This is a genomic window from Ornithinimicrobium panacihumi, assembly GCF_052073805.1.
Taxonomy (GTDB): Bacteria; Actinomycetota; Actinomycetes; order Actinomycetales; family Dermatophilaceae; genus Ornithinicoccus; species Ornithinicoccus panacihumi.
In genome coordinates, this window is sequence record NZ_JBQGWG010000001.1 from 312,234 (window position 1) to 338,011 (window position 25,778).

Genomic DNA, 25,778 nt, shown 5'->3' on the forward strand with positions numbered 1-25,778 from the left:
AACTTAGCCTTGCCGCCATGGAGATGTTGCGGTGGGCAGCGCAGGAGCACCACGAGACGATCGGCTCGACCAACGTGGAAGCGCTGCGCGATCCCCGGATCGGCCGTGTCGTGGTCGCCGACCACCAGAGCGGGGGTCTGGGACGCCTGGGCCGGAGCTGGCAGTCGCCGCCCGGCACCGGCCTGGCGATCAGCGTCGTCGTGCCTCCCGTGCAGGCTGACCTGATGGGCTGGCTGCCTCTCGTCGCGGGTCTGGCGGTCGCCCGGGCGCTGGAGGAGAGCCGGTGGCCGGTCACGGCCGGGCTCAAGTGGCCCAATGACGTCCTCGTGCCCCTGCGCGACGGCGCGTCGGGTGTGGCCCCCTCCCACGAGGCGATCGCGCAGGGGACCGACGAGGTGACCACGAGGCAGCAGGAGCCGGTCCTGGAGGCGGAGGGTATGCGGTGGGGCAAGATCGCCGGCACCCTCGCCCAGGTCGCGGGGTCGGGGGCCGTCGTCATCGGGACCGGCCTGAACGTCGACCACACGGTCGGGCAGCTGCCGGTGCCGACGGCCACGTCCTGGCGGCTGGCCCGCGGAGGGGCCCCGCTGCCGGAGGGCGCGCGGGAGGACTTCCTGACCGCCTACCTGGAGCACCTGGCGCGGGCCCACGACGAGCTCGCGGGTGCGGGCGACACGCAGGGCAGGAGGTCCGGTGACGACCAGGACGGCGAGGACAGGGTGGGGCGAGTGAGCGCCGCATACCTGAAGAAGAGTCTGACGATCGGGGCGCGCGTGGCAGTGCTTCGGCCGGACGGGAGCCGGGTCGAAGGAACCGCGACGGGCCTCGACCGTTCGGGTGCGTTGGTGCTCGAGGGGCCGTCCGGTCGCAGCGCCCACCACGCCGGTGACGTGCAGCACGCGCGCGCCCCGGACCGGCCCGGCACCGATAACCTGGCCTGATGCACGCACCCACGATGCTCACCCTGAACCGGCACGCCGACGGCCACGTCGTCGAGCTGGTGCTGGACCGACCCTCGGCGATGAACGCCATCAACACCGAGCTCGCCGAGGAGATCACCGCGGTGACCGCCGACCTGGCGGCCGACCCCACCGTGCGGGCGGTCGTGGTCGCCAGCAGCCACGAGAAGGCGTTCTGCGTCGGGGCCGACCTCAAGGAGCGCAACGGCTTCACCGACGCCCAGATGATGGACCACCGGCTGGTGAGCAAGCAGGCCTACCGTGGCGTGCTGGACCTGCCGATGCCGGCCATTGCGGCCGTCGACGGCTTCGCGCTGGGCGGCGGGATGGAGATCGCGCTGTCGTGCGACATCATCGTCGCCGGCGAGGGCGCGACGGTCGGGCTGCCCGAGGTGAGCGTCGGCGTCATCCCCGGCGGGGGTGGCACGCAGTTGGTCACCCGGCGGGTCGGCTGGTCCAGGGCGGCGTCGATGATCTTCACCGCCCGCAAGATGACCGCGGCCGAGGGCCACGAGCTGGGCGTCGTCGACGAGGTGGTGCCCCCGGGCACCGCCCGCGACCGCGCCCTGGCGCTGGCGACCCTCATCGCCGGGCACTCTCCCGTCGGCGTCCGCAACGCCAAGAAGGCCATGCGGCTGGGCATGGGCACCGACCTGGCCTCCGGCCTGGAGATCGAGGACGGCTGCTGGCGCGCCACGGCCTTCAGCGGGGACCGCAAGGAGGGTGTGGCAGCCTTTGCCGAGAAGAGGCGCCCGGAGTGGCCCGGCCGGTGAGGGGTGGGCAGGGGAAGGTGACGGACATGACGGCAGGAGCTGTCGAGGGAGCGAGGGACCGGTGAGCAACGTGGAGACGACGACCAACGGCGAGGCCATCCCGGCGGCGGTCGACACGACCCGTGTCCTGCTGGCCGAGGACGACGAGACGATCGCCGAGCCCCTGGCCCGGGCGCTGCGGCGCGAGGGCTACGGCGTGGAGGTGGCGGTCGACGGGCGGGCGGCGCTCGCCGGCGCGGTCCGCGAGCCCCACCCCGACATCGTCATCCTCGACCTGGGCCTGCCTCTCCTGGACGGCGTCGACGTGTGCCGCTCGATCCGGGACGCCGGGGTGTTCATCCCCGTCCTCATGCTCACCGCCCGCACGGAGGAGATCGACACGGTCGTCGGTCTGGACGCCGGCGCCGACGACTACGTGCCCAAGCCCTTCCGGCTGGGGGAGCTGCTGGCGCGCGTGCGGGCGCTGCTGCGACGCGGACCGGAGACCCCCGTGCGGCCGTCCGGTGCGCTGCGGATCGACGTCCAGGCCCGCCGGGTGTTCCTCCACGACAAGGAGGTGCGCCTGACGACCAAGGAGTTCGACCTGCTGCGCGTGCTCATGCGTGAGGAGGGCCGGGTGGTGCCGCGCGAGGTGCTCATGCGTGAGGTGTGGGACAGCTGGTTCGGCTCGACCAAGACCCTGGACATGCACATCTCGGTGCTGCGTCGCAAGATCGGCGACGACGCCCAGGACCCCAGCTACATCGTCACGGTGCGCGGCGTGGGCTTCCGGTTCCAGAATGACGACGGGACCGCGACAGGTCCGGCCACCGGTCCTGGGGCAGCTGCGGCCGCCGGTCCTGGGGCCGGTGCCGCCACCGGTCCTGGGGCCGGTGCCGCCACCGGCCCGGCGACCGGTCCCGCCTCCCAGGACTGACCCGAGGTGCGTGGGCTCTTCCGCGACCTCGCGGTGCGGGTCGCGCTGTGGACCCTGGCGCTGGTGATCCTCGGTGCCGCCTGCGCACTGTGGCTGCTCACGCAGGTCGGGGCAGCGACGCGCGCCCGGGAGAACGGCATCCCGGTCTGGCTGGTGGTGGTCGCGGCCCTGGTCACGGGCCTGATCATCGCGACGGCGGGCCTGGCCAGGGCTCGGACCCTGGCAGACCGGGCCGCCGAGGCCGTGGCCGACCCCCTGCGCAGGCTGGCCCAGCGCACCGACGAGATGACCACGGGCGGCTTCGCCCTCGACCCCGACGCGCGTCCCGGCCGGCTGGTGCAGCTGGACCCCTGGCAGGGCGGCATCGCCGAGGTGGACGCGGTGGCCCGCGAGATAGACCGGCACCACCACACGCTGGCCCGCACCCTGGTCTCGGAGCGCTCCTTCGCCGCCGACGCCTCCCACCAGCTGCGGACCCCGCTGGCCGCCCTGCTGCTGCGGCTCGAGGAGATCTCTGAGCTGGCCGCCGACGACGCCGAGGTGCGGGCCGAGGCCGAGGTGGCCATCGCCCAGGTCGAGCGCCTCACGGGGGTCGTCGACGAGCTGCTGCGCCGCACCCGGGTCGGGCACGCCAGCGGGGGCGCGCTGAGCTCGGTCGAGGCGGTCGTGGCCGGCCTGGACGAGGAGTGGAGCCCGGCCTACGAGGAGCGCGGACGCGAGTTCACCGTCTCCTGCGAGCGCGGCATCATCGTGGAGGCCAGCAGCTCGGCCCTCTCGCAGATCCTCAACTCGCTCGTCGAGAACGCCCTCAGCCACGGGGCCGGCACGGTCCGGCTCGAGGTCGCCCGCTCCGGACCCTCCGCGGTCTTCACCGTCTCGGACGAGGGTCGCGGGGTGCCAGACCACCTGGCGCAGTCGATCTTCGACCGGGCCGTCACCACCGGGGGCGGCACCGGGCTGGGGCTGTCCGTCGCCCGGGAGACGGCCGAAGGCGTCGGTGGCCGGATCGAGCTGACCCAGCTGCGGCCGCCGGTCTTCGCCCTCTACCTGCCCCTGGCGCGCACGCCCTGAGCAGGGGAGGCTGCGTCGGGGGCGGCAGGGGTCTCCCCGGACATGTCCTGCGGAGCGGCAGGGGGAGCCTGGTCGAGGGCAGCCTCCAGGTCCTCCTCGGCGTCCAGCTCCTTGCGGAACACGAAGGTGCGGTAGGCCCAGAAGCGGAAGAGCGTCCCGAGCACCAGGCCGATCCCGTTGCCGGAGATGTTGTCGGCCAGCTGGCTGTCCAGCCCCAGCACGTAGCGGGAGAAGCCCAGGCAGGCCAGCGCGATCCCCAGGCCCACGGCGTTGAAGAAGACGAAGAGGGCGAACTCCCCGGCCATCGGCTGGCTGATCCGGTGCCGGAAGGTCCACAGCCGATTGCCCAGCCAGGAGAAGACGGTCGCCACGCTGGTCGCGATCACCTTGGCGGTCAGCGGGTTGCCCGGCAGAACGCCCTCGACCAGGCCAGGCACGCCGAAGACCAGCACGTTGTAGAGCAGGGTGTCCAGCACGAACGCCATCGCGCCGATGGTCCCGAACTTGGCCATCTCGCGCACCAGCGCCTGATAGCTCGCGCGCAGGCGGGCCACCAGGCCGGGACGTTCGGGGGTCACCCCGGGAGTGTACGTCCCGGCGCTGGGTAGGGTCTGATCCGTGACCGACGCCCCGAAGACCCACGAGGACGCACCCGCGGACCCCGCCCCATCCGTCCCCAGCCCATTGCAGCCCGAGGGCGGCTTCCCCGTCGTGGGGATCATCGGCGGGGGCCAGCTGGCTCGGATGTGCCAGCCTCCCGCCGTCGCCCTCTCCCTGACCCTGTCGGTGCTGGCCGAGGGCGAGACCGCCAGCGCGGCCCTCGTCGTGCCGCACAGCCCGGTCGGGCAGCACACCGACCTGGAGGCCGTGCGCGAGTGGGCGCGGCACTGCGACGTCGTGACCTTCGACCACGAGTTCGTCCCCCAGGAGATCCTCACCGCCCTCGAGGCCGAGGGTGTCCCGCTGCACCCGTCGGCCGGCGCCCTCGTCTTCGCCCAGGACAAACTGCGGATGCGCGAGCAACTCACCGCGATGGGCATCCCCTGCCCGCGGTGGGCGCGGGCCCGCACCGCAGAGGAGGTCGACGCCTTCGCCGCGCAGGTGGGGTGGCCGGTGGTGGCCAAGACGCCTCGCGGTGGCTACGACGGCAAGGGGGTCCGGGTATGCGGTTCTGCGGCCGATCTGGACGACTGGCTCTCCGAGGTCGGCCGGCCGGGCGCCCTCGAGAACGGGCTCCTGCTGGAGGAGGCCGTCTCCTTCACCCGTGAGCTGGCGGCCCTGGTCGCCCGCAGCCCCTCGGGGCAGGCGGTGGCCTGGCCCGTCGTCGAGACCGTCCAGACCGACAGCATCTGCACCGAGGTGCTCGCCCCCGCCCCCGACCTCGACGACGACCTCGCCGCCGAGATGTCCCTGGGCGCGCTGCGGATCGCCGGGGAGCTGGGGGTGACCGGCGTGATGGCCGTGGAGATGTTTGAGCTGAGGGATCCGCGGACGGGAGAGACCTCATACCTCGTCAACGAGCTGGCGATGCGCCCGCACAACAGCGGGCACTGGACGATCGACGGCTCGGTGACCAGCCAGTTCGAGCAGCACCTCCGTGCCGTGCTCGACCTGCCGCTCGGCGACCCGACCGCCCGCGACCCGTGGACCGTGATGGGCAACGTGCTCGGCGGTGACTATCCCGAGCTCTACCCGACCTACCGGCACCTGATGGCGCGCGACCCCGGCCTGAAGATCCACCTCTACGGCAAGGGGGTGCGGCCCGGCCGCAAGATCGGGCACGTCACCGTCGGTGGCGAGGACCTGGAGGACCTGCGTGGCCGGGCCCGGCACGCGGCGGACTACCTGCGAGGAGTGGTGACCGAATGAGCGTGGACACGACCGCGACGCAGCCCCTGGTCGGGCTCGTCATGGGCAGCGACAGCGACTGGCCGGTCATGGAGGCCGCGGCCCAGGCGCTGGAGGAGTTCGGCGTGCCCTACGAGGCCGACGTCGTCTCGGCGCACCGGATGCCCGAGGAGATGATCGCCTACGGGCAGCAGGCGGCCGGACGCGGGCTGCGCGTGATCATCGCCGGCGCCGGGGGAGCGGCGCACCTGCCGGGCATGCTCGCCTCCGTCACCGTGCTGCCCGTCATCGGCGTGCCAGTGCCGCTCAAGCACCTCGACGGCATGGACTCGCTGCTGTCGATCGTGCAGATGCCCGCCGGGATCCCCGTCGCGACCGTCTCGGTCGCTGGCGCGCGCAACGCCGGCCTGCTGGCCGTGCGGATGCTCGCCTCGGGGGAGGGTGAGCGGGCCGCCGCGTGGCGCGAGCAGCTGGCTACCTTCGCCGCCGACCTGCGCGACCAGGCCCACGCCAAGGGTCAGAAGCTGCGGGAGCGGCGCCAGGGCTGAGCCCCCGGGCGCCCGACCGACGCCCGACCGGCGCCCGACCGGCGCACAGTCCGCGCCGGGCGTAGGTTGGTGCCATGCGCTTCGGGATGTTCGTGCCACAGGGATGGCGGATGGACCTCGTCGGGATCGAGCCCCAGCACCAGTGGGGCCGGATGCTCGACCTCGCCCAGCGGCTGGACGCCGACGAGGCGTGGGAGTCGGTCTGGGTCTACGACCACTTCCACACCGTGCCCGAGCCCAGCCAGGAGGCCTGCCACGAGGCGTGGTCCCTGATGTCCGCGCTCGCCGCGGTCACTGGCCGGGTCCGGCTGGGGCAGATGTGCACGTGCATGAGCTACCGCGAGCCGACCTACCTGGCCAAGGTGGCCGCCACGGTCGACACGATCTCGGGCGGGCGCGTCGAGATGGGGATCGGCGCCGGGTGGTACGAGCACGAGTGGCGCGCCTATGGCTATGGCTTCCCCCGCGCGGGTGAGCGGCTCGCCCGCCTCCGCGAAGGTGTGGAGATCTTCCGTCAGATGTGGACGACCGGGTCGGCCACCCTCGACGGCGAGCACTACCAGGTCGACGGCGCGATGTGCTGGCCCCGCCCGCTCCAGGGCAGCGTGGAGGGCTTCGGCGGGTCGGCGAGCAACGGCATACCGATGTGGATCGCTGGCGGCGGCGAGCGCAAGACGCTGCGGATCGCGGCGGAGTATGCCGACTGCACCAACTTCGACGGCACCGCTGAGGGCTTCGCACACAAGTCGCAGATCCTGCGCCAGCACTGCGCCGACGTGGGAAGCGACTTCGACGCGATCGTGCGCAGCGCCAACTACAACGTGATCATCGGGCGCGACGAGGCAGAGGTCGAGGACCGCCTGGCGGCGATCAAGGACCGCTTCCTCCAGGCGGGCGTCGCGCCGCAGAAGGCCGAGGAGCAGGTGGTCAACCTGCGCACCCAGCCGGCCGTCGGCACGCCCGAGCAGATCGTGGAGATGCTCTCCGGTCTGCAGCAGCTCGGCATGACCTACGCGATCACCTACTTCGCGGAGGCGGCCTACGACACCTCCGGGATCGAGCTCTTCGAGGACGAGGTGATCCCCGCGCTCGCCCGCTGAGGGGTCCGGGTGGAGGCGTCGCTCATGGGGCTGTGGTCCTGGGGCTCGCCCTGACGGGCTCGGCCCTCCTGCCCACCGGGGAGCACCCCCATCCCTTGACCCTGGGGTTCTTCGCGCTGGGCTACGGCGGTCTCGTGATCGGCGTCGTCCCCCTGGTCCGAGCCGCGAACCGGGCGGCTCGTTCAGCCGGTGAGGACTCCCCGCCCCTCCGGTGAGGACTCCTGGCCTCCCGCAGGTGAGAACTCCCCGCGCCCCGCAGGTGAGGACAGCTCGCTCCGCCGGTCGGGTCAGCGGATCAACTCGGCCGGGACGATCCGCACCGGGACGGGCTCGGCCACGGACGCCTCCGTGGCCCCCTCGACGTGGGTCACCTCCCGGTAGCCGCCGTCGGGGCCGAGCCGGTAGACGGTCAACGACGGCAGGGTGGGCGAGACGACCCAGTAGTGCTCGACCCCGGCCGCCGCGTAGGCATCCCTCTTGACGCCCAGGTCTCGCCGCCAGGTGCTGGGCGAGAGGACCTCGACCACGAGCAGCGCGGGGCCGAGCTCGGCGCGGGAGATCTCGCCCGTCCAGGGGGCGACCAGGAGATCCGGCTGCACCACGGTCTCACCCTCCCGCGTTGTCAGCACGAGATCGACGGGGGCGGGGAGCATCGCCAGCGCGGCGGGCAGTGCTGGTTCGAGCAGGTGCATGAGCCGGCGGATCACGTGTTGGTGCAGCGGCCCGGGCGACGGGGTCACCAGGACCTCACCCTCGAGCAGCTCGTAGCGGGCGCCGTCGTGCGACCGGGAGTCCCGGAAGGCCTCGAACTCCTCCCGGCTCACCCGGTGCGACCAGGCGCGATCCGTGAGCAGCGTCATACCCGTCATGCTTCCCCCTCCCGTGCATGGGGTCAAGCATTCCAGCGTCGATGCCTGCGGGTCCTTCCCTGTCCACAGGTGTTCGAACCCGCCGGTAGGCTTCGGGTATGAGCGACTTCGACCTGTTCCGTGTCAACGAGGATCACGAGGCGCTGCGGGAGGCGATCCGGGAGATCGCCGAGGAGCAGATCGCTCCGCACGCGGCCGCCGTGGACGAGGAGTCCCGCTTCCCGCACGAGGCGCTCAAGGCCCTGCAGGCCACCGACATGCACGCCCCGCACATCGGCGAGGAGTACGACGGCGTCGGCGCCGACGCGCTGGCCACCTGCATCGTCATCGAGGAGGTCGCCCGCGTCTGCGCGAGCAGCTCCCTCATCCCGGCGGTCAACAAGCTCGGCACGATGCCGGTCATCCTCGCCGCCTCCGACGAGGTCAAGCAGAAGTACCTGCCGCCCGTGGCCCGCGGGGAGGCGATGTTCTCCTACGGCCTGTCCGAGGCCGGCGCCGGCTCCGACACCGCCGGCATGAAGTGCCGCGCCGAAGAGCAGCCCGACGGGTCGTTCGTCCTCAACGGGCAGAAGTCCTGGATCACCAACGCGGGCGTCTCCGACTACTACACCGTGATGGCGGTCACCGACCCCGACGGGCCGCGGGGCCGCAACGTCACCGCCTTCGTCGTCGAGAAGGAGGACGAGGGTTTCACCTTCGGTGAGCCGGAGAAGAAGCTCGGCATCAAGGGCTCGCCCACCCGCGAGTTGCTCTTCGACAACTGTCGCATCCCCGGCGACCGGATGGTCGGCGAGCGCGGCGAGGGTCTGAAGATCGCGCTGCGCACCCTCGACCACACCCGCGTCACGATCGGCGCGCAGGCCGTCGGCATCGCTCAGGGCGCTCTCGACTTCGCCCTGGGCTACGTCAAGGAGCGGCAGCAGTTCGGCAAGGCGATCGCCGAGTTCCAGGGCGTGCAGTTCATGCTCGCCGACATGGGGATGAAGGTCGAGGCGGCCCGGCAGATGGTCTACGTCGCGGCGGCCAAGTCCGAGCGGGGCGACGCCGACCTATCCTTCTTCGGGGCCGCGGCCAAGTGCTTCGCGTCCGACGTGGCCATGGAGGTCACCACCGACGCGGTCCAGCTGCTCGGCGGCTACGGCTACACCAAGGACTTCCCGGTGGAGCGGATGATGCGCGACGCCAAGATCACCCAGATCTACGAGGGCACCAACCAGATCCAGCGCGTCGTCATGGCGCGCCAGCTGCTCAAGGGCTGACGCACCACGGTTGGGGTCTACCGGCCGCCGTCGGTCTGGTCGGCGTCGTCGCCCTGGCTGTCGGAGCCGTTCTCCCCGGAGTCCCCGCCGCCAGAGCCGTCCTCGCCGGAGTCGTCGTCGGCGTCGTCGCCCTGCTGCTCGTCGGGCCGGGTGATCGTCGGCTCGGTGGTCGAACGCTCGACGATGATCGGGGCCGCGCCGGGCTGCTGGCGCTCCAGCTGCAGGGTCTCGTGCTGCTCGTAGACCGTGTCGCCGTAGGTGTAGGTCACGTCGGTGTCCAGTGTCGCCGTGGCACCGCGGCCCGGTTCGACGGTCACGTTGGCCCACTCGACGTAGGTCAGGTCGTCACCGATGTCCGAGGCCAGCTCGGCGTCCGGGCCCAGCATCGGGGCTACCGCGGACGGGCCGCCCCGCACGATCCCCAGGTAGAAGTCGCTGGCCAGCTGCTTGCCCTCGGCCTCGGTGATCGGGGTCAGGGCGACGTCGCTGCTGGCGCTGTCGTCAGAGCCGGGCCCGCCGTCGAGCAGCCCCTGCTGGCCGATGATGGCCCAGACCAGCCACCCCAGCAGCGCGATGAGCGGCAGGGCGATCAGCCACGGCAGCACCGAGCCACGACGGGGAGCGGAGGGGTATGCGGCAGCGGGCTCACGGCGGTACGGCGCCGCCTGCTGGCCTCGCCGAGGGCCTGCAGGAGCGGGACCGGCGACCGGCACCCGCCGGGTGTCGTCCACCGGGCGGTGGGCGCGGGTGACCGGGGCTCCGGTGGACGCGCCGACACCGCCCGCCGCTGCGGCAGCAGCCGCTCCCGCACCAGCTCCGGCCGCAGCGCCGGCTCCTGGAGCCGTCCTGGGACGCACGTCGGCACCCTTGCCCTCGGCCACGTCGGCGAGGGCCTGGGCCGCGCGGGCGGCGCTCCAGCGGCGCTCGGGGTCACCGTGCAGCATCCCGGCCAGGACCGGCGTCAACGGACCGGCCCGGCGGGGCTCCTGGGGCTCCTCGCGGACGATGGTGTGCAGCTGGGCCACGGCGTTGGCCGCGTCGGGGAACGGGCGTCGACCCTCGACCGCGGCATAGAGCGTCGCGCCCAGCGCCCACACGTCCGAGGCCTGGGTCGGGTCCTGGCCCTGGGCCAGCTCGGGGGAGAAGAAGGCCGCCGTGCCCGACACCATCCCAGTGCGGGTCAGCTGGTGGTCCTCCTCGCCGCGCGCGATGCCGAAGTCGGTGAGCTTGGCGTGGGTGCCCGCCTCGTCGAGGAGGACGTTGGCCGGCTTGACGTCCCGGTGCAGGATCCCGATGCCGTGGGCCGCGGCCAGCGCGCCAGCCATCTGGGCACCGATCGTCGCGACCTGCTGGACGGGCAGGGAACGGCCTCCCTCCAGGATCTGCGCGAGCGAACGTCCTGCCACATACTCCATGACGATCCACGGGGAGCCTTCGTGCTCGAAGGCGTCGAAGACCCGGACGACGTGGTCGTGAGCGAGGGCCGCGCTGGTGCGCGCCTCGCGCAGGCCTCGCGCGACCAGCACCTCGTTGTCCGCCTCGCCGGCGACCCTCTTCAGGGCCACGTCGCGGCCGAGGTGCTCGTCGCGGGCCAGCCACACCGTGCCGCCGCCGCCCCGTCCCAGGACGGACAGGACGCGATAGCGCCCCGCCACCAGGCTCGGGTCGTCGCTCAGCGGGGTCGCGCGGGTCGTCTCCAGGCCGGGTCCCTGGTCCTCGGGCAGGCCCGGCGCGTCGTGCTCGTGGTCGTTCGTCATCGGTTGATCACCGCCCCCATGATGTCAGGGTGCGACCGTGATGGCCCTGCCCTCGCGCAGAGCGCCGAAGAGCTCGGCCGCGCCGGCCTCGTCCCAGAGCACGGTGCTGCCGACGTTGGTGGGGTAGTTGGTGTTGGCGACCGGCACCGTCACCGAGTGGCCCTGCCCGTTGGCCACGGAACGCATGGCCAGGGCCATCCTGGCGCCCTCGACCATGGACGTGTCCTCACCCATGGCCAGCGCCTTGCCGGTGCCGGTGCCCACCTTGTGGAGGGTGAAAGGGTTGAGGATGGTGGCGGGGGAGGACATCTTGGACACCAGGGCGGAGAGGAACTCCCGCTGGCGCTCGACCCGGCCGATGTCGCCGCGCGGGTCGCTGTAGCGCATCCGCACGTAGCCCAGCGCCTCCGGGCCGGTCAGGTCCTGGCAGCCGGCGGGCAGGTCGATGTGGGCCTTGTCGTCCTGGATCGCCTGGTCCAGGCACATGCGGACCCCGCCGACGGTGTTGACCACCCCGACGAAGCCGCCGAAGCCGATCTCCAGGTAGCCGTCGATCCGCAGGTCGGTGTTCTGCTCCACGGTGTCCACGAGCAGCTCGGCGCCGCCGATCGAGTGCGCGGCGTTGAGCTTGTTCCAGCCGTTGTCGCGGATCTCGACGTAGGAGTCCCGCGGCAGGCTGACCAGCGTCGGCTCCCCGCCGGAAGGCACGTGCAGCAGCATCACGGTGTCGGCCCGGGTGCCCTCGACAGCACCGGTGCCGAACTCGCTGCGCTCCGCGTCGCTGAGCTCCTCGCGGCTGTCGGTGCCGACCAGCAGGTAGTTGGCGCCAGAGCCGCCGGAGGGGCGGTCGGCCACGTCAGGGGTGGAGTCGATCTTGGTGATGCTGCCCCAGACCAGGCTGGCCACCACGAGCATCGCGACGACATAGCCGACGACGAGCAGGAGCAGGAAGGCCATGAGGCGGCGCATCCCGTAGCGCTTGCGTCGACGCGGCGGACGCGGGGGCGGGCCGCCGCGTCCCGGTCCGTCGGGGCGGCGTGGGGGTGGGGGCGTCCCGCGACCGGCGTACCGCTCTCGGTCGCGGGAATAGTCAACCTCCCGCGAGTATGCGGTGTAGCGGTCGTCCGCGTACGTCCCGTCGTCCTCGTAGCCCCGGTCCTCGTAGCCCCGGTCGTCGTAGCCCCGGTCGTAGCCACGGTCGTCGTAGGTCCGGCCGTCATGACCCCGGTCGTAGCCACGGCCGCCCCTGCCGTCCCGGTAGCGATCGCGATCCGCGGCGTGGCGGTCCTGGCGGGGGATCAGCTCGGTGTCCTCGTGCCGCCAGTCGTCCCGTCGCCCGCCGTCGGCGCGCCAGTCCTGGCCCTCGTCGCGCCAGTCGTCCCGATTCTGGCGGCCCCTGGGGTCACGACGATCTCCCCGTCCGTCGCGCGGCGTACGCGGCATGGGGCGGGTCCAGTCGTCTTCAGGGTGGTGCGGCACGTCAGCCCACACTAGAGCAGCGACCTGTCCGGTGGCTGGGAGCAGCCTCCGACGCGCCGACGGGTACCCTCGCGGTGTGACTTCCCCCGAGCCCCGGCAAGTCCCCATCTCGGTCATCATGCCGATCCTCAACGAGGAGCACCACCTCGCGGCGGCCGTGAGGTCCGTGCTGGCCCAGGACCACCCGGGACCCATCGAGGTCGTGGTCGCGGTGGGGCCGAGCACCGACCGCACGCGCGAGGTGGCCGAGGAGCTCGCTCTGGCCGATCCACGGGTCGTGGTCGTCGACAACCCCAGCGGCCGCACCCCGGACGGGCTCAACGCCGCCATCGCCGCCTCCGCGCACGAGGTGATCGTCCGGATGGACGGTCACGGCGTCCTGTCCGACGGTTACATCCGGCGCGCCGTCCAGGTCCTCGAGGAGACCGGTGCGGCCAACGTCGGGGGGCTCATGATGGCCGAGGGCCTGGACGACCTGCAGCAGGCGGTCGCCGTGGCGATGACCTCACCCCTGGGGATCGGGGCGGCCAAGTTCCACGTCGGGGGCGAGGCGGGGCCGGCGGAGACCGTCTACCTGGGGGTCTTCCGGCGGGAGTGGCTCGAGCGCGTCGGCGGCTACGACCCGCACTTCACCCGGGCCCAGGACTGGGAGCTCAACTACCGCATCCGGGAGGCCGGGGGCACGGTCTGGTTCGACCCCGCGCTCACCGTGACCTACCGGCCGCGCGCCACCTGGGGCGACCTCGCCCGGCAGTTCTACACGACGGGACAGTGGCGGCGGCAGGTGGTGCGTCAGCACCCGGAGTCGGTCAACGCGCGCTACCTGGCGCCCCCGCTGGCCGTCCTCGGCATCGCGGCCGGCCTCGTCGGCGGCCTCGCCTGGCGCCCGGCCTGGTTGATCCCGGCCGGGTATGCAGCACTCGTCACCGCCGGCGGCGCCTGGATCGCGCGCGACGAGACACCCGGCGTCCGGGCCCGCATGCCCGGCGTCCTGGCCACCATGCACCTGACCTGGGGCGCCGGGTTCCTGCGCGGGACACGAGACTGACCGGCCTCGGGACGCCAGAGGCGCCGAGACCGGTCAGTCCTCCGGGCTGATCAGCCCTCGGTCGGGGGCGTGGCCTCCGGGGTCGGCTCGTCGACCGCGATGGTCAGCGGCGCGCCGGTCTTCTCGACGACCTCCTCGACGCTGACGCCGGGAGCGACCTCGCGCAGCACGAGACCCTGGGGGGTGACGTCGATGACGGCCAGGTCGGTGATGATCCGCTGCACGACCTTGAGCCCGGTGATGGGCAGGTCGCACTGCTCGACGATCTTGCAGCTGCCGTCCTTGGCGACGTGGTCCATCAGGACGACGACCTTCTTGGCGCCCATGACGAGGTCCATCGCCCCGCCCATGCCCTTGACCATCTTGCCCGGGATCATCCAGTTGGCGATGTCACCCTCGGCCGAGACCTGCATCGCGCCGAGGATGGCCGCGTCGATCTTGCCGCCCCGGATCATGCCGAAGCTGACCGAGGAGTCGAAGAAGCTGGCGCCCTTGCGGGTCGTCACCGTCTCCTTGCCGGCGTTGATCAGGTCGGGGTCCTCCTCGCCCTCGAAGGGATAGGCACCCACGCCCAGGATCCCGTTCTCGGACTGGAGCACCAGCTCCACGTCGTCGGGGACGTAGTTGGGGACCAGCGTCGGCATGCCGATGCCGAGGTTGACGTAGTCGCCGTCCTTGAGCTCGGCCGCGGCGCGCGCGGCCATCTCCTCACGGGTCAGGGCCATGGCTCAGGCCTCCTTGCTCTCGGTCGGGCTCTCAGACGAGCTCTCGGTGCGGGGGCGGGTGGTGCGCTTCTCGATGTCCTTGGCGGCGGCCTGCTCGGGGGTCAGCGCCAGCACGCGCTGCACGTAGATGCCGGGCAGGTGGATCTCGTCGGGGTCCAGCTCACCGGGCTCGACCAGCTCCTCGACCTCGGCCACGGCGATGTTGGCCGCCATCGCGCACAGCGGGTTGAAGTTGCGGGCCGACTTGTTGAAGACGAGGTTGCCGTGCCGGTCGCCCTTGGCGGCCCGGACCAGACCGAAGTCGGCGAAGATCGACTCCTCCAGGACGTAGTCGCGGGTCTGGCCACGCACGGTGTACTCGCGCTTCTCCTTGGCGGGCGACTCCTTGACCACCGTGCCCTCGGAGTCGTAGAGCCACGGCATACCGCCCTCGGAGACCTGGGAACCGACCCCGGTGGGGGTGTAGAAGGCCGGGATGCCGGCGCCGGCGGCGCGCATCTTCTCGGCCAGGGTGCCCTGAGGGGTCAGCTCGACCTCGAGCTCGCCGGAGAGGTACTGGCGGGCGAACTCCTTGTTCTCGCCCACGTAGGAGGCGATCACCCGGCTGATCCGACGCTCGGCCAGGAGGAGCCCCAGCCCGGCGCCGTCGACGCCGCAGTTGTTGGAGACGACCTGCAGGTCGGTGGTGCCGCGTGCCAGCAGGGCCTCGATCAGCACGGTCGGGATGCCGGAGAGGCCGAAGCCCCCCACGGTCACGGTCATGCCGTCAACGATGCCCTCGACGGCTTCGGCGGCGGAAGCGACAACTTTGTCCATGCGGTCGAGACTACCGCCCCGGGTGCGGCCCTCCGGCCGGTGGTTGGGCGCAGGCTCAGTCCGTCGCCACGGACGCTCAGTCCGTCGCCGACGGACGCTCGGGCACGTCGGTGGGCGCCGTGAAGGTCACGCCCTCGGCCGCCATCCTCGGGTCGTCGGCCGTGGCAGCACCGCCGCGGGCGAGCACCGCGGACCCGTCCGCCGCCAGGAGCTGCAGGACCTGACGGACCAGCAGCCCGGGATCGGTCGTGGTCAGGAGCGCCCTGGCGCCGGCAGGCATCTCCTCGAGCCCGTCGAGCAGCTCGGCATAGGTGAGGCGCTCGGCCCCGTGGACCAGCGCCGTGTCGTCCTCGGCCGCCTCGTCCCAGGCGGTGAAGTGGTCGCCATAGCTGGCCAGCTCCGCCGCCTCGTCCATCACGCCGGACCGCAGCTCCTGGCCGAACTCGCGGGCCAGGCCGGGCAGGGCCACGGCGACGACCTCGTCGCAGTCCTCGGCCAGCTCGGAGTCGGGCTCGGTGGTGATGAGCACGTCGGCGCCCTCGTGGGTGTCGACGGTCAGCGTGGCGCCGACCGACCAGACGGCCAGCGCCCAGTAGGCCAGCCGCCAGTGCGGGCTGGGCAGGTCCACCAGGACCACGGTCCCGGGCTGGACGTCCAGGCCCTCCTGCAGCGCGTTGGCAGCCTTGGCCACCCAGGTCTGGAGGACGCGGCGGGAGATCTCGATGCGTTCGCCGCCACCGGCGGCGGAGTCGTCGTAACAGGTAAGGGCTGGCCGTGTCGCATCGGCGGCGACGGCGTCGGCGAGCACCTCGGCGGGGGAGTGCACGGCCCCAAACTAACCCGAGTCGACGCCGGAGTCCCCTTCCGGTCCGTGCAGGTCTTGCGCCGGAGCCCGAGGAGAGGCACAGTGACCTGCGTGACAGCCGATGTGCGCGGGCTCCCTGCCGCCCACCACCGTCGGATCTGGCGCACGGACCTGCCCGTCGATATCTCCTCGGTCTGGGGCGTCCTGCGCCGGGGTGCCGGCGACCCCTCGTGGAGGGTGGCCGGTGGCGCCCTCTGGCGTGCCCTGCGGACCCCCGACGGCCCTGCGACCCTGCGCACCCAGGCCCGTCCGGCGGACGGTCTGGTGCTGGCCGAGGCGTGGGGCGAGGGCGGTCCGTGGGTGCTGGAGCACCTGCCCCGCATGCTGGGCGCCGAGGACGCGGGAGCCGCGACCTTCGAGCCACGGCATCCCCTCGTCGAGGACGCGCGGCGCAGGCATCCGGGCTGGCGCGTGCCCCGCACGGGCCTGGTCATGGAGTCGCTGGTGCCGGCCGTGATCGAGCAGAAGGTGACCGGCCAGGAGGCCTTCTCCGGCTGGCGACGGATCGTCCGACGCTTCGGCGAGCCGGCGCCCGGACCGGGCGCCGCGCTGGGGCTCACGGCCCATCCCTCACCCCAGGTGCTGCGCCAGATCCCGTCCTGGGAGTGGTTGGCGGCCGGGGTGTCGCCGCAGCGCTCGGACACCGTCCAGCGGGTGGCCCGGCTCGCGCACCGCCTGGAAGAGCTCGCGGAGGCCGACCCCACCGTGGCGCGCCGGCGTCTGCTGAGCATCCCGGGGGTCGGCGTCTGGACCGCGGCGGAGACCGCGCACCGGGCGCTGGGGGACGCGGACGCGGTCAGCTTCGGCGACTACCACGTGGCGGCCAACATCGGATGGGCGCTGACCGGCCACCCGGTGGGTGACGAGGCCCTGGTCGAGCTGCTGCGTCCGTGGGAGGGGCACCGCTACCGCGTGCAGCGCTATCTCGAGCTCGCGGGCGCCCTGCGCCCGCGCAGGGGGCCGCGGATGGCCCCGCGCCGGCACCTGCCCGTGCGCCGCTGAGCAGCGTCCACCCCCGGCTCGCTCGGGGTCGACCCGGCTCTCACCCGCCTCGGGCGACTCGGCCGAGGTCGACCCGCACCGGCACCTCGCCCAGGTCCTCCCCGTGGAGCGCCACCTCGAGGCGAGCCGCGACCCGACCGGCGGTGACGGGATCGGGGGAGGAGACCGCATACCCGCGAGAAGGGTCTCCCGAGACGGAGACCGACGCGGATCCCGGGACCGACGCGGAGGACTGTCCCAGGAGCGCGAGCCGGACGGCCCGATCCCCACGGGTGACCGGGTCCTCGGGCGCGACGGACGCGATGCCGACGGCAGCAGCCGCAGGGCTGGCCGGGGGAGCGCCGAGGGAGGTGCGGACGGCCTCGCGGTGGCCGAGCGCGAACCAGTCGCCCGGGCCGGTCCTGACCAACGACTGTGCGCCGCGGTGGGGTTCCGCGCCGGCCCCTCCGTCGTCGACCAGGTGGTCCAGCCCGCGGACGACGGCGGCCGCGATGCTGCCCGTCTTGCCCTTGACCAGGTCGGCCGCGGCGGCGATCTCGTCGGCCACCGCCCGGGCGGTGACCGCCAGCCCGCGCCCGTCGGCGTCGGTCGCCCCGCGCAGGTCGTCGAGGACCCGGAGGCCGTGCGAGCCGAGGGCGAAGTCGGTCTGCCCGGATCTCCAGGGGCGGCCGGCCGTGTCCGACAGCACGACGGCGAAGCGCCTGCCGGCGCCCGCCCTCTTGAGCCCGGTATGCAGCGTCCGCGCGGCTGCGTCCGGGTCGGGGGGCAGGACCAGCACGCCGCCGTCGGGGCCGGTGTTGGAGGCGTCCAGCCCGGCCCCGGCCATCACCGGCCCGGCCACCGCCTCGACGATCCGGGTGACCCGGTCGCCGACGACGCGTTCGGCCACGACGCGCCGGGCGTGCTCCAGGACGAGGGCGTCCCGGTCCGCGGTGCCGGGCACCCTCAGCCCGAGCGCCTTGGACACGACCTTGCTGGAGACGACGAGGATGTCGCCGTCGGTCAGCCCGCCGAGGCCCTCCAGGGCGGTGGCGAGGTGGCGGGCCAGGTCGTCCTCGCCCCGAATCTCCGGCACGCCGTGGACGGGCAGGACGGTGACGGTGCCGACGGGAGGGGCGGTGTCGTCCTGCCAGCTCATCGGAGCCGCAGGCCCAGGTCCAGCGCGGCCCGGGCCACGCGGCCCGCGCCGACCCGGTCACGCATGAGGATGTCCTGACGCTCGACCGTGACGCCACGGGGGAAGGAGCCGTCGCGGTCGGCCTCGTCGACGAGCCAGCCGGAGAGGAAGTCGGCGTAGAGGCCCGCCACGCCTGCCGCGGACAGCTCAACCCCCAGCGGCGCCAGGCAGGCGTCGGCGTGACCGCGCACCGGCCGTCCACCGATGAGGGGGCTGACCCCGACGACCGGTGCCCGGGTGCCGCGCAGCGCGTCCCGCACGCCGGGCACGCCCAGGATGATCCCGATCGAGACGACCGGGTTGCTCGGCGGCAGGATGACGACGTCGGCCTCCCTGATCGCCTCGAGCACCCCCGGAGCCGGTCGGGCCTGCCCCAGCCCGGCCACGGTGAACCGCCGCGCCGGCAGGGCGGCCCGGTGCCGCACCCACCACTCCTGGAAGTGGATGGCGCGCTCGGGACCGTCGGGGCCCTCCGGCCCGTCGACGACGACGTGCGTCTCGATCGGTTGGTCCGACGCCGGCAGGAGCTGCACGCCCAGGGCGGGCAGGCCCCAGCGTTCGGCCAGACGGCCGGTCACCTCGCTGAGCGACAGCCCCTGGCCGAGCCACTGGCTGCGCGCGACGTGGGTGCCCAGGTCCAGGTCGCCCAGGCCGAACCACTGCGGCTGGACACCGAGCGCGGCGAGCTCTTCCATCACCTGCCGCCCGTCCCCGGCGCGGCCCCAGCCCTGCGCCTCGTCGACGCCCCCGCCGAGGGTGTAGAGGAGCGTGTCGAGGTCCGGGCAGACCCGCAGGCCGAAGAGGGTGATGTCGTCGCCGGTGTTGCCGATGACCGTGACCCGGGTCGGGTCGGGTGCACCCTGCCGGCCCTGGTCCTGGAGCGTCTCCTCGTGACCTTGGTGCTGGAGAGCATCCACGAGGCCGCGGACGAATCTGGCGCCGCCGACGCCGCCGGAGAGAACGGTGATCTGCATCCCCCCATTGTGGGAGGTCAGAGCTCTTTAGCAGATCTGGGGTTGACGTTTGCGGATGACACGCGTGTAATTCTCTCAACGTGATCTGCTCCCGGCACCCTCCGGAAGAGGTCTCGGACAGCCGCAGGGACGTGTAGGCCTAGGTCGAGGAGGAGCCGTGCACGAGATGGACATGCTGGCGTTGCTCAGCAGCGCAGACGAGGTCGAGGAAGCATCGTGGCAGGAGCGTGCCCTGTGCGCGCAGACCGACCCCGAGGCCTTCTTCCCCGAGAAGGGTGGCTCCACCCGCGAGGCCAAGAAGGTCTGCGTCGGGTGCGAGGTCCGGGCCGAGTGCCTGGAGTACGCCTTGGCCAACGACGAGCGCTTCGGCATCTGGGGCGGTCTGTCCGAGCGCGAGCGTCGCAAGCTGAAGAAGCGCGCTGTCTGAGCCGGCGGCGCGGGCCTCGGGCCCGCCCCGCGCGGGCGGGCTGCCAGCACGCACCGCCCACGGCGACGCACGCACCACCGGCACCGACATGACGCCGACGAAGACCCGCCAGGACGGCCGCCGGAGCGGCCGGGCGCGGGTCACCGACGTGAGCGTCCTGGTCCTGGCGCACCCGGAGGGCCGCACCCTCGACACGCTCCTCGCGGCCCTGGCGGCCCAGGCCCTCCCTCCGCAACGCATCCTCATCTGCGGCCTCGACCCGCAGGGGCAGGAGGCCGCGGAGGCGCTCGAGCACCCCGACCTGCGCGAGCGCCGCATACCCGTCATCGTGCGCGGGACCCCGCCCGCGGGTGACGGGCGAGGGGAACGGTCGACCTCCGGACCCGAGCCGCAGGCGCCGCCGCAGTGGCGCGTGGTGGAGGACGCCCGCGCCGCGCTGCCCGTGCACGAGGACAACTGGCTGTGGATCCTGCACGACGACAGCCTGCCCGCACCGGGGGCGCTGGCCGCGCTCACCGCAGCCGTGCGTCGCAGCAGCCGCGTCGCCATGGTCGGGCCCAAGCTCGTGCGCGACGACGACCCGAGGCTGCTGGTGGGGGTGGGCCACCAGCTCACCGTGGCCGGCCGCCCGGGTGATCCCGCGCAGTCCGCGCTCGTCGACCAGGGGCAGCTCGACCTGAGACAGGACGTGCTCGCCGTGCCCCTCGCCGGAGCACTCGTGCGCAGCGACCTGTTCGACGCCGTGGGGGGCATCGACAAGGCCTTCGGTGCCGACGGCGTCGACGGTCTGGACCTGGGGTGGCGGCTGCAGCTGGCCGGCCACCGCGTCGTGGTCGCCCCCGACGCCGTCGTCCGGCAGGGCGAGGAGGGCCTGGGCGTCGTCGACCCGCGCCGCACCCGGGTGCGGACCCGCCAGGTGGCGCTCGCCCGAGGGTCCTTCCTGGCCGGCCTCCCGCGTGCGGCCGGGGTGGCGATCACCAGCGCCCTCGCCGCCTTGCTCCTCCTGCTCGTCAAGCGACCGACGGAGGCGGCCGACGAGTGGGCCGACGTCCGGGCGGCGGTGGCCCCCTGGCGGGGCTGGGGTGCGCGCTGGCGCTTCAGGGGCCGCCGCGCCGTGCGCCCCGGAGATCTGCGGGGGCTCTTCCTGCGGCCCGGCACCGGGCTGCGCAGCACGCTCGACACGGCGGGTGCCGCGCTGGACCCGCGGGCTCGGCGCGACAGCGCCGAGCGGGACAGGCGCGGGGGTGAAGGGGCGCCGGAGTCCGGTCCGGTCGCCGACGAGCTGGCGGGGCTGGGCCCGGGCAGGACTCGCTCGCGCCGCTGGAGCTGGCCGCTGGCGACCGCGCTCCTCCTCGCCCTGGCCCTCACCGGGTGGCAGTGGAGGGGGCTCCTCGGCGCGCTGCGCCCCGGCGGGACCGGCGTGTCCGGGGGAGAGCTCGGCCCGGCCGCCACGGACGCCGTCGGGCTGTGGCGCTCGGCGCTCGACCCGTGGCGGGGCGGCGGGCTGGGCCACGACGGTGCCGCCGAGCCCTGGCTCGTGCCCGCCTCGGTGCTGACCCGGCTCGTGGAGCTCCTGCCGGGTTCCGACGCGAGCCACTTCACCGCCGGCGTCGCGCTCGGCTGGCTGCTCCTCCTGGCGGTTCCCGCCAGCGTCCTGACCGCCTATCTGGCACTGCGCCGCGCGACCCGTCGCGGCTGGGTGCGGGCAGGTCTGGCGCTGGCCTACGCCGGCCTGCTTCCGCTCGGCGCGGCCGTCGGGCAGGGCCGCGTCGGGCCCGTCGTCGTCCACGTGCTCGCACCCCTCCTCGTCGCCGGGTATGCCGTCTCCTCCGCCCGCGCGGGTGGTCCCCGCCGCGCCGCGGCCGCCTTCGCCACCGTCCTCGGGCTGGTCCTCGCCGCCCAGTGGGTGCCCTCGATGCTCGTCCTGGCCACCGTCGGCGGGCTCGCTCTCCTGCTGGCCGGCCGTGGGCAGGCGCGGTGGCGCGGCATGGTGCTCGCCCTCCTGCCCTGGGCGCTCATGCTGCCGTGGCTGCCGAGCCTCTGGCACGACCCGTTGCGGATCCTGGGCGGAGCGGGCGCGACCTTCGCCGCCCCGTCGGACGCGGAGGGTCTCGTGGCACCCGCCTGGGCCGGCGCGCTGCTCCACCCCGCTGGTCCGCCCGACCTGGGGACGCCGGACTCGTGGGCGCTCTGGGCGATGGTGCCCTTCTGGCTGGCCGCGCTGGGAGCTGTCGCCCTGCCCGGACGACCCGGTCGTCGCGCCGCCGTCCTGCTGGGGGTGGCGCTCGCCACCCTGGCGGGCGCCGTGCTGCTCGGGCGGCTGCGGATCGGGGCGCTCCCCGAGGGGCACGCGCAGGCTGGTCAGGTCGTCTCCGCCTGGCCCGGGACGATGCTGTCCGTGGTCGGCGCGGCGCTCCTGCTGGCCTCCGCCCTGCTCCTGGAGCATCTGCTCTCCACCGTCGACCGTTACCGGACCACGACGTCGGCGGAGGCGCCCCGCGCTGCCGGCACCGTGATCGTCACCGCCACCGTGCTGGCCGTCGCGCTGCCCGTGACGGGGCTGGCGCTGGTGACCTGGCAGGCGGTCACCGACCGCCCCACCGGGCTGGCCGCGGTCCACGACCCGTTGCCCGCCGTCGCCGCCGAGCAGGCCCGGGGCCCCTCGGCCCTGCGCACGCTCGTGCTGCGGCCGGGCGTGGGGGAGGGCCTGGGAGGAGAGCCCTCGACGGTGCTCGCCGACCTGGTCGGCGCCGAGCCCGAGCCGGCCCGGATCCTGCGGGACCGGGTGGACGAGCTCGACGTGATGCGTGCCGCCGACGCCGGTGCGTCCGAGGTGGCCGATCTCGCGGTAGCCATCACCGGAGGACAGAGCGGCGACGAGGTCCGCGCCCTCCTGCAACGGCTCGGGGTCGGCTTCGTCCACGTGCTGGCCCCGGAGGAGACCGCGCTGGTCGAGCAGATCGACCGGGTGCCCGACCTGACCCGGGTCAGCAGTCCCGACGACCAGGTCCTGTGGCGGCTGTCCGGCGAGCATCCGGCGCGCGTCCAGATCCTGGACGGCGACGGCACGGTCTTCGACCGGGTGGACGTGACCGGCCCCCACGCGGCGGCGTCGGGCACCGTGGACGACGCACCGCCCGGCGCGCGGCTGCACGTGGCCGAAGGCTCGGGCTGGGCCGACCAGGCTCGCGCGACCATCGACGGCGCCCCGGCCGAGGTGGCCGACGACGGCAGCATCGCGCTGCCCGGGGGCGACCGCACCGTGACCATCGCGCAACGGACGCCCAGCTTCCCCCTCCACCTGGTGGCCATGCTGCTCGCCCTGATCACGATCTTCCTCGCCCTGCCCTTCGGACGCGTCGAGACGGAGCCGGACCGGTGAGCGCGAAGAGACGGCACGACCCACACACGCCGCCGGAGGAGGACACCGACATGCTCCCCGAGAGTGCTGACGAGATCACGGAGCAGGGTGACGAGACCCCCGAGCAGGCTGACGAGACCCCTGCCGGACACGGGCGGTGGTGGCGGTTCGGGCTGATCTCCGTCCTGGCCGCCGGCGTGGTGCTGGCCGGCAGCCTCGTCGACGGCGAGCTCCGCCTGCCGGGCGCCGACCTGGGCGGGGGAGAGGACGGGGTGGCCGTCACCGGGGCTCCCGCCGGAGCACCGGTCACGTCGTCGGCCCTCGCCTGCGCGGGCGCGCTGGGTCCGGAGGACGAGACCGTGCGGCTGGCCTACGCCCAGGCGCCCGCCGAGCTGCTCGAACCGCTCCGTGAGGCGGGTGGCGGGCAGGCAGGTGGCTCAGGCAGCGCCGAGCTGCTGGTCACCGGCGGCGCGTCGGAGAGGTCCGCGACCGGGGCGAGCCCCGTGGCCACCGAGCCGGGGGAGGTGGTGCTGGCCCCGGACGAGGGCGCGCTCGTCCTCGGTGACGGTGGGACCGCCCCCGGGCTGGCCGCCGGTCAACGGAGCCTGTCGGATGCTCCGGGCGCGCGTTGGCTGGCCGTCGCCGGCTGCCCCCAGCCGGCCGAGGAGCAGTGGCTCGTCGGCGGTGACGGCGACCCCGGCCGGGCCGAGCAGATCGTCCTCAGTAATCCCGGGGAGGACGCCGTGAGCGTCGAGGTGGAGGTCTGGGGCGATGAAGGGCCGGTGCCGGTCACCGGAGCCTCCGGCCTGGTCGTCCCGGGCCACGTCCGCGTGACCCACCGCCTGGACGCCCTCGCACCCGGTGCCGGGTCTCCCGTCGTCCGCGTGACGGCCACCGGCGGGCCTCTCGTGGCCCACCTGGTGGACCGCTGGAGGGAGGGCACGATCGACCTGGGGGCCGAGACCGTGAGCTCCGCCACTCCAGGCACCGACCTGGTCGTCCCGGCCCTGCCGCGGGGGCCCGAGGACGACCATCCGGTCACCCTCCGCCTGCTCGCCCCGAGCGGCCAGCCCTCCGTGGTCGATCTCACGGCCCTCACGGCCGAGGGCGGGATCCCGCTCGCCTCGCACGTCACCCGTCTCGAGCCTGGTGAGGTGCAGGATGTGGCCCTGTCCGAGCTGCCCCACGGCACCACGGGCATCAGGGTGCGGGCGAGCACGCCCGTGGTCGCCGGAGCCGTCGTCGCCGTGGCCCCCACCAGCGACGAGCCGGTCACCGACCAGGGCGAGGCCTCCACCGCCCCCGGCGACGACGAGGCAGTGACGGCAGAGCCCGATGACGAGACGGCGGCGGCCGGTTCCGATGAGGATGTGTCGACCGCAGAGCCCGATGACGAGGCGTCGACGGCGCGCCCCGACGAGGAGGCGACGACCGCTGGCCCGGAGGACGACGGCCGCGGCGAACCCGTGGTCCGTCCGGCCGGCGAGCTGGCCTGGGTGGCGGCGGTCCCGCTCAGCACCTCGCCCCTCGGGATCGGCATCCCGTCGAGCGCGGACGTGCCCGGGGAGCTCGTCGCCACCCTGGCGGTGAGCGCCGTGGACGCCACCACGGCCACGGTCCACTGGGTCCGGGCGGACGGCGGCACGACGAGCGAGGAGCTCGACCTGGCCAACGACACCACGGTGTCTCTGCCCGTGCCCGTGGGCGCGCTCGCGGTGTGGGTGGCGCCCGGGGGCATGGTGCCCGGGGACGGGGCGCCCGGAGACGGGGAGGTGGCCGTGGGCAGGTCGGGGATCATGGCCTCCCTGCAGGTGGTGGGCCAGGACGGGCGAGGCCCCTACCTGTCGGCCACGACCCTGCCCGGCGTCCCGTGGCAGCGGGTCGTGACCGAGGTCGGCGTCGTCATCCCCTAGGCGAGGTCCTCGGGGTCGCGGCCCAGCATCCGGGCGACCTGCTCGGCGACCACCTCGTAGATCACCGCGGCCAGGTCCGCGTCGTCCAGCGCCCGCTGGGTGATGGGCCGGCGGTAGACCACCAGCCGTGCCGGCAGGCTGCGCTCGGCGGGGAACAGGCGACCCAGGGGGACGCCGTGCTCCCAGGGGGCCGGGTCCGAGGGTGGGACGTCCTCCACCGCCAGCTCGATGCCCAGCGGCTGACCCAGCCTGCGCTCCACCGTCTCGGCGGCGTCCAGCACCATCTCGTCGAAGCGGGCGCCGCGGGAGATCATCGCGGGCAGGGGAGGCCAGGCCAGCGGCCCACGCATGCCGCGGCCGTGCCGGTCCCGTCTGCTTCCCACAGCGTGACCTTAACGCCGCGAACCGCGCCGACCGACCCGCGACCTCGCGTGTGGTGCTCGGCTTTGGGGTCGGCGACGCCTACAGTGGGTTCCCGTGGCCATCCTTCGTCAGTGCTCCAAGACCGCGTGCTCGCAACCTGCGACCTCGACGCTGACCTACGTCTACGCCGAGCAGACCGCCGTCCTGGGGCCGCTGGCCGTGCACGCCGAGCCGCACTCCTACGACCTGTGCGAGGACCACGCCACCAAGCTCACCGCTCCCCGCGGGTGGGACATCATCCGGCTGGAGCTGCCCGAGGGCCAGCCCCGTCCGCCGGTCGACGACCTCGCGGCCCTGGCCGATGCCGTCCGCGAGCACCGTGCGCCCGGCTCCGTGGTGCACATCGACGCCACCGCCCCGCAGGAGGGCCGCGGTGCCACGGTGACCGAGATCGGCCGTCGCGGCCACCTCCGCGTCCTGCGCGACCGCTGACCGCAGGTGCCGGCCGCAGGCCTCGCTAGGCTCTGA

General features: G+C 73.7%; 24 protein-coding genes and 1 pseudogene. 15 read left to right on the plus strand and 10 right to left on the minus strand.

Annotation, left to right across the window (positions count from 1 at the left end; genetic code table 11):
• Window positions 1-17 precede the first annotated feature (17 nt).
• The 4 genes and pseudogenes from ACTMMA_RS01510 (at window position 18) to ACTMMA_RS01525 (ending at window position 3,719) form a co-directional block, all read left to right on the plus strand.
• Entirely contained in the window at window positions 18-941 is a 924-nt protein-coding gene (locus tag ACTMMA_RS01510) for a biotin--[acetyl-CoA-carboxylase] ligase (protein WP_441188325.1), read from the plus strand.
• Window positions 941-1,732, plus strand: coding sequence for an enoyl-CoA hydratase/isomerase family protein (locus ACTMMA_RS01515; RefSeq protein WP_441188326.1), 792 nt, complete (start codon window positions 941-943; stop codon window positions 1,730-1,732). The genes ACTMMA_RS01510 and ACTMMA_RS01515 overlap by 1 nt, the downstream gene beginning before the upstream one ends.
• Before the next feature lie 97 nt (window positions 1,733-1,829).
• Window positions 1,830-2,516: pseudogene (locus tag ACTMMA_RS01520) on the plus strand (response regulator transcription factor); the annotation flags it as partial.
• A gap of 138 nt (window positions 2,517-2,654) precedes the next feature.
• The gene (locus ACTMMA_RS01525; RefSeq protein WP_441188327.1) at window positions 2,655-3,719 is read left to right on the plus strand and encodes a sensor histidine kinase; all 1,065 of its coding nucleotides are present in this window, start codon (window positions 2,655-2,657) and stop codon (window positions 3,717-3,719) included.
• On the opposite strand, the gene ACTMMA_RS01530 is transcribed toward ACTMMA_RS01525, so the two are convergent.
• Window positions 3,692-4,297: a GtrA family protein gene (locus ACTMMA_RS01530; RefSeq protein ID WP_441188328.1), complete on the minus strand. Its 606-nt coding sequence runs from the start codon at window positions 4,295-4,297 to the stop codon at window positions 3,692-3,694. The two genes, ACTMMA_RS01525 and ACTMMA_RS01530, sit on opposite strands and share 28 nt — an antisense overlap.
• 40 nt (window positions 4,298-4,337) lie before the next feature.
• Here ACTMMA_RS01530 and ACTMMA_RS01535 point away from each other — a divergent pair, with 40 nt between their 5' ends.
• The 4 genes from ACTMMA_RS01535 to ACTMMA_RS01550 all read left to right on the plus strand — a co-directional run bounded on the left by ACTMMA_RS01535 (window position 4,338) and on the right by ACTMMA_RS01550 (window position 7,430).
• On the plus strand, window positions 4,338-5,588 hold the full coding sequence (locus tag ACTMMA_RS01535; protein ID WP_441188329.1) for a 5-(carboxyamino)imidazole ribonucleotide synthase: 1,251 nt from the start codon (window positions 4,338-4,340) through the stop codon (window positions 5,586-5,588).
• Window positions 5,585-6,115, plus strand: coding sequence for a 5-(carboxyamino)imidazole ribonucleotide mutase (gene purE, locus ACTMMA_RS01540; RefSeq protein WP_441188330.1), 531 nt, complete (start codon window positions 5,585-5,587; stop codon window positions 6,113-6,115). The genes ACTMMA_RS01535 and purE overlap by 4 nt, the downstream gene beginning before the upstream one ends.
• A gap of 74 nt (window positions 6,116-6,189) precedes the next feature.
• Window positions 6,190-7,215 carry an LLM class F420-dependent oxidoreductase gene (locus tag ACTMMA_RS01545; protein ID WP_441188331.1) on the plus strand — a complete coding sequence of 342 codons (1,026 nt, stop codon included), beginning with the start codon at window positions 6,190-6,192 and terminating at the stop codon, window positions 7,213-7,215.
• 32 nt (window positions 7,216-7,247) lie between these two features.
• Window positions 7,248-7,430 carry a hypothetical protein gene (locus tag ACTMMA_RS01550; protein WP_441188332.1) on the plus strand — a complete coding sequence of 61 codons (183 nt, stop codon included), beginning with the start codon at window positions 7,248-7,250 and terminating at the stop codon, window positions 7,428-7,430.
• Window positions 7,431-7,502: 72 nt separating this feature from the next.
• On the opposite strand, the gene ACTMMA_RS01555 is transcribed toward ACTMMA_RS01550, so the two are convergent.
• Window positions 7,503-8,075: a Uma2 family endonuclease gene (locus tag ACTMMA_RS01555; protein ID WP_441188333.1), complete on the minus strand. Its 573-nt coding sequence runs from the start codon at window positions 8,073-8,075 to the stop codon at window positions 7,503-7,505.
• Window positions 8,076-8,182: 107 nt separating this feature from the next.
• Between ACTMMA_RS01555 and ACTMMA_RS01560 the strand changes: the two genes are divergently transcribed.
• Window positions 8,183-9,343: an acyl-CoA dehydrogenase family protein gene (locus ACTMMA_RS01560; protein WP_441188334.1), complete on the plus strand. Its 1,161-nt coding sequence runs from the start codon at window positions 8,183-8,185 to the stop codon at window positions 9,341-9,343.
• A 17-nt stretch (window positions 9,344-9,360) separates the two neighbouring features.
• On the opposite strand, the gene ACTMMA_RS01565 is transcribed toward ACTMMA_RS01560, so the two are convergent.
• On the minus strand, window positions 9,361-11,100 hold the full coding sequence (locus ACTMMA_RS01565; protein WP_441188335.1) for a serine/threonine-protein kinase: 1,740 nt from the start codon (window positions 11,098-11,100) through the stop codon (window positions 9,361-9,363).
• A 24-nt stretch (window positions 11,101-11,124) separates the two neighbouring features.
• The gene (locus ACTMMA_RS01570; RefSeq protein WP_441188336.1) at window positions 11,125-12,543 is read right to left on the minus strand and encodes an LCP family protein; all 1,419 of its coding nucleotides are present in this window, start codon (window positions 12,541-12,543) and stop codon (window positions 11,125-11,127) included.
• A gap of 112 nt (window positions 12,544-12,655) precedes the next feature.
• Here ACTMMA_RS01570 and ACTMMA_RS01575 point away from each other — a divergent pair, with 112 nt between their 5' ends.
• Window positions 12,656-13,627 (plus strand): glycosyltransferase family 2 protein, encoded by a 972-nt coding sequence (locus ACTMMA_RS01575; protein ID WP_502361874.1) that lies wholly within the window; start codon window positions 12,656-12,658, stop codon window positions 13,625-13,627.
• Between the two features lie 50 nt (window positions 13,628-13,677).
• On the opposite strand, the gene ACTMMA_RS01580 is transcribed toward ACTMMA_RS01575, so the two are convergent.
• From ACTMMA_RS01580 to ACTMMA_RS01590, 3 genes are all read right to left on the minus strand, one after another.
• Complete coding sequence (locus tag ACTMMA_RS01580) at window positions 13,678-14,352, minus strand: 3-oxoacid CoA-transferase subunit B (RefSeq protein WP_441188337.1); 675 nt, start codon at window positions 14,350-14,352, stop codon at window positions 13,678-13,680.
• A gap of 3 nt (window positions 14,353-14,355) precedes the next feature.
• On the minus strand, window positions 14,356-15,168 hold the full coding sequence (locus ACTMMA_RS01585; protein WP_441188338.1) for a CoA transferase subunit A: 813 nt from the start codon (window positions 15,166-15,168) through the stop codon (window positions 14,356-14,358).
• Between the two features lie 76 nt (window positions 15,169-15,244).
• Window positions 15,245-15,994, minus strand: a complete 750-nt coding sequence (locus tag ACTMMA_RS01590; protein ID WP_441188339.1) for a TIGR03089 family protein — start codon at window positions 15,992-15,994, stop codon at window positions 15,245-15,247.
• 90 nt (window positions 15,995-16,084) lie between these two features.
• On the opposite strand from ACTMMA_RS01590, the gene ACTMMA_RS01595 reads away from it, so the two are divergent.
• A complete protein-coding gene (locus ACTMMA_RS01595; protein WP_441188340.1) occupies window positions 16,085-17,035 on the plus strand; it encodes a DNA-3-methyladenine glycosylase family protein in 951 nt (316 codons plus the stop codon).
• 40 nt (window positions 17,036-17,075) lie between these two features.
• Here ACTMMA_RS01595 and ACTMMA_RS01600 read toward each other — a convergent pair whose 3' ends face one another.
• Together ACTMMA_RS01600 and cofD are read right to left on the minus strand one after the other, a co-directional pair.
• On the minus strand, window positions 17,076-18,173 hold the full coding sequence (locus ACTMMA_RS01600) for a coenzyme F420-0:L-glutamate ligase (protein WP_441188341.1): 1,098 nt from the start codon (window positions 18,171-18,173) through the stop codon (window positions 17,076-17,078).
• Window positions 18,170-19,186, minus strand: coding sequence for a 2-phospho-L-lactate transferase (gene cofD, locus ACTMMA_RS01605; protein WP_441188342.1), 1,017 nt, complete (start codon window positions 19,184-19,186; stop codon window positions 18,170-18,172). Before cofD ends, ACTMMA_RS01600 begins: the two co-directional genes overlap by 4 nt.
• A 166-nt stretch (window positions 19,187-19,352) precedes the next feature.
• Between cofD and ACTMMA_RS01610 the strand changes: the two genes are divergently transcribed.
• From ACTMMA_RS01610 to ACTMMA_RS01620, 3 genes are all read left to right on the plus strand, one after another.
• A complete protein-coding gene (locus tag ACTMMA_RS01610) occupies window positions 19,353-19,613 on the plus strand; it encodes a WhiB family transcriptional regulator (RefSeq protein ID WP_441188439.1) in 261 nt (86 codons plus the stop codon).
• An 88-nt stretch (window positions 19,614-19,701) separates the two neighbouring features.
• Entirely contained in the window at window positions 19,702-22,995 is a 3,294-nt protein-coding gene (locus tag ACTMMA_RS01615; RefSeq protein WP_441188343.1) for a glycosyltransferase, read from the plus strand.
• Window positions 22,992-24,887 carry a DUF5719 family protein gene (locus tag ACTMMA_RS01620; RefSeq protein ID WP_441188344.1) on the plus strand — a complete coding sequence of 632 codons (1,896 nt, stop codon included), beginning with the start codon at window positions 22,992-22,994 and terminating at the stop codon, window positions 24,885-24,887. Before ACTMMA_RS01615 ends, ACTMMA_RS01620 begins: the two co-directional genes overlap by 4 nt.
• On the opposite strand, the gene ACTMMA_RS01625 is transcribed toward ACTMMA_RS01620, so the two are convergent.
• Window positions 24,884-25,270, minus strand: coding sequence for a metallopeptidase family protein (locus tag ACTMMA_RS01625; RefSeq protein WP_441188345.1), 387 nt, complete (start codon window positions 25,268-25,270; stop codon window positions 24,884-24,886). The two genes, ACTMMA_RS01620 and ACTMMA_RS01625, sit on opposite strands and share 4 nt — an antisense overlap.
• Before the next feature lie 94 nt (window positions 25,271-25,364).
• Here ACTMMA_RS01625 and ACTMMA_RS01630 point away from each other — a divergent pair, with 94 nt between their 5' ends.
• Entirely contained in the window at window positions 25,365-25,742 is a 378-nt protein-coding gene (locus tag ACTMMA_RS01630) for a DUF3499 domain-containing protein (protein ID WP_441188346.1), read from the plus strand.
• The last annotated feature ends 36 nt before the right edge of the window (window positions 25,743-25,778 follow it).

Excerpts from the sequence above, each read along its gene's own strand:
- ACTMMA_RS01510 (WP_441188325.1), top strand. The coding sequence starts at position 18 with ATGGAGATGTTGCGGTGGGCAGCGCAGGAGCACCACGAGACGATCGGC.
- ACTMMA_RS01515 (WP_441188326.1), top strand. The coding sequence starts at position 941 with ATGCACGCACCCACGATGCTCACCCTGAACCGGCACGCCGACGGCCAC.
- purE (WP_441188330.1), top strand. The coding sequence starts at position 5,585 with ATGAGCGTGGACACGACCGCGACGCAGCCCCTGGTCGGGCTCGTCATG.
- ACTMMA_RS01545 (WP_441188331.1), top strand. The coding sequence starts at position 6,190 with ATGCGCTTCGGGATGTTCGTGCCACAGGGATGGCGGATGGACCTCGTC.
- ACTMMA_RS01555 (WP_441188333.1), bottom strand. The coding sequence starts at position 8,075 with ATGACGCTGCTCACGGATCGCGCCTGGTCGCACCGGGTGAGCCGGGAG.
- ACTMMA_RS01560 (WP_441188334.1), top strand. The coding sequence starts at position 8,183 with ATGAGCGACTTCGACCTGTTCCGTGTCAACGAGGATCACGAGGCGCTG.
- ACTMMA_RS01565 (WP_441188335.1), bottom strand. The coding sequence starts at position 11,100 with ATGACGAACGACCACGAGCACGACGCGCCGGGCCTGCCCGAGGACCAG.
- ACTMMA_RS01570 (WP_441188336.1), bottom strand. The coding sequence starts at position 12,543 with ATGCCGCGTACGCCGCGCGACGGACGGGGAGATCGTCGTGACCCCAGG.
- ACTMMA_RS01580 (WP_441188337.1), bottom strand. The coding sequence starts at position 14,352 with ATGGCCCTGACCCGTGAGGAGATGGCCGCGCGCGCCGCGGCCGAGCTC.
- ACTMMA_RS01585 (WP_441188338.1), bottom strand. The coding sequence starts at position 15,168 with ATGGACAAAGTTGTCGCTTCCGCCGCCGAAGCCGTCGAGGGCATCGTT.
- ACTMMA_RS01600 (WP_441188341.1), bottom strand. The coding sequence starts at position 18,173 with ATGAGCTGGCAGGACGACACCGCCCCTCCCGTCGGCACCGTCACCGTC.
- cofD (WP_441188342.1), bottom strand. The coding sequence starts at position 19,186 with ATGCAGATCACCGTTCTCTCCGGCGGCGTCGGCGGCGCCAGATTCGTC.
- ACTMMA_RS01610 (WP_441188439.1), top strand. The coding sequence starts at position 19,353 with ATGGACATGCTGGCGTTGCTCAGCAGCGCAGACGAGGTCGAGGAAGCA.
- ACTMMA_RS01615 (WP_441188343.1), top strand. The coding sequence starts at position 19,702 with ATGACGCCGACGAAGACCCGCCAGGACGGCCGCCGGAGCGGCCGGGCG.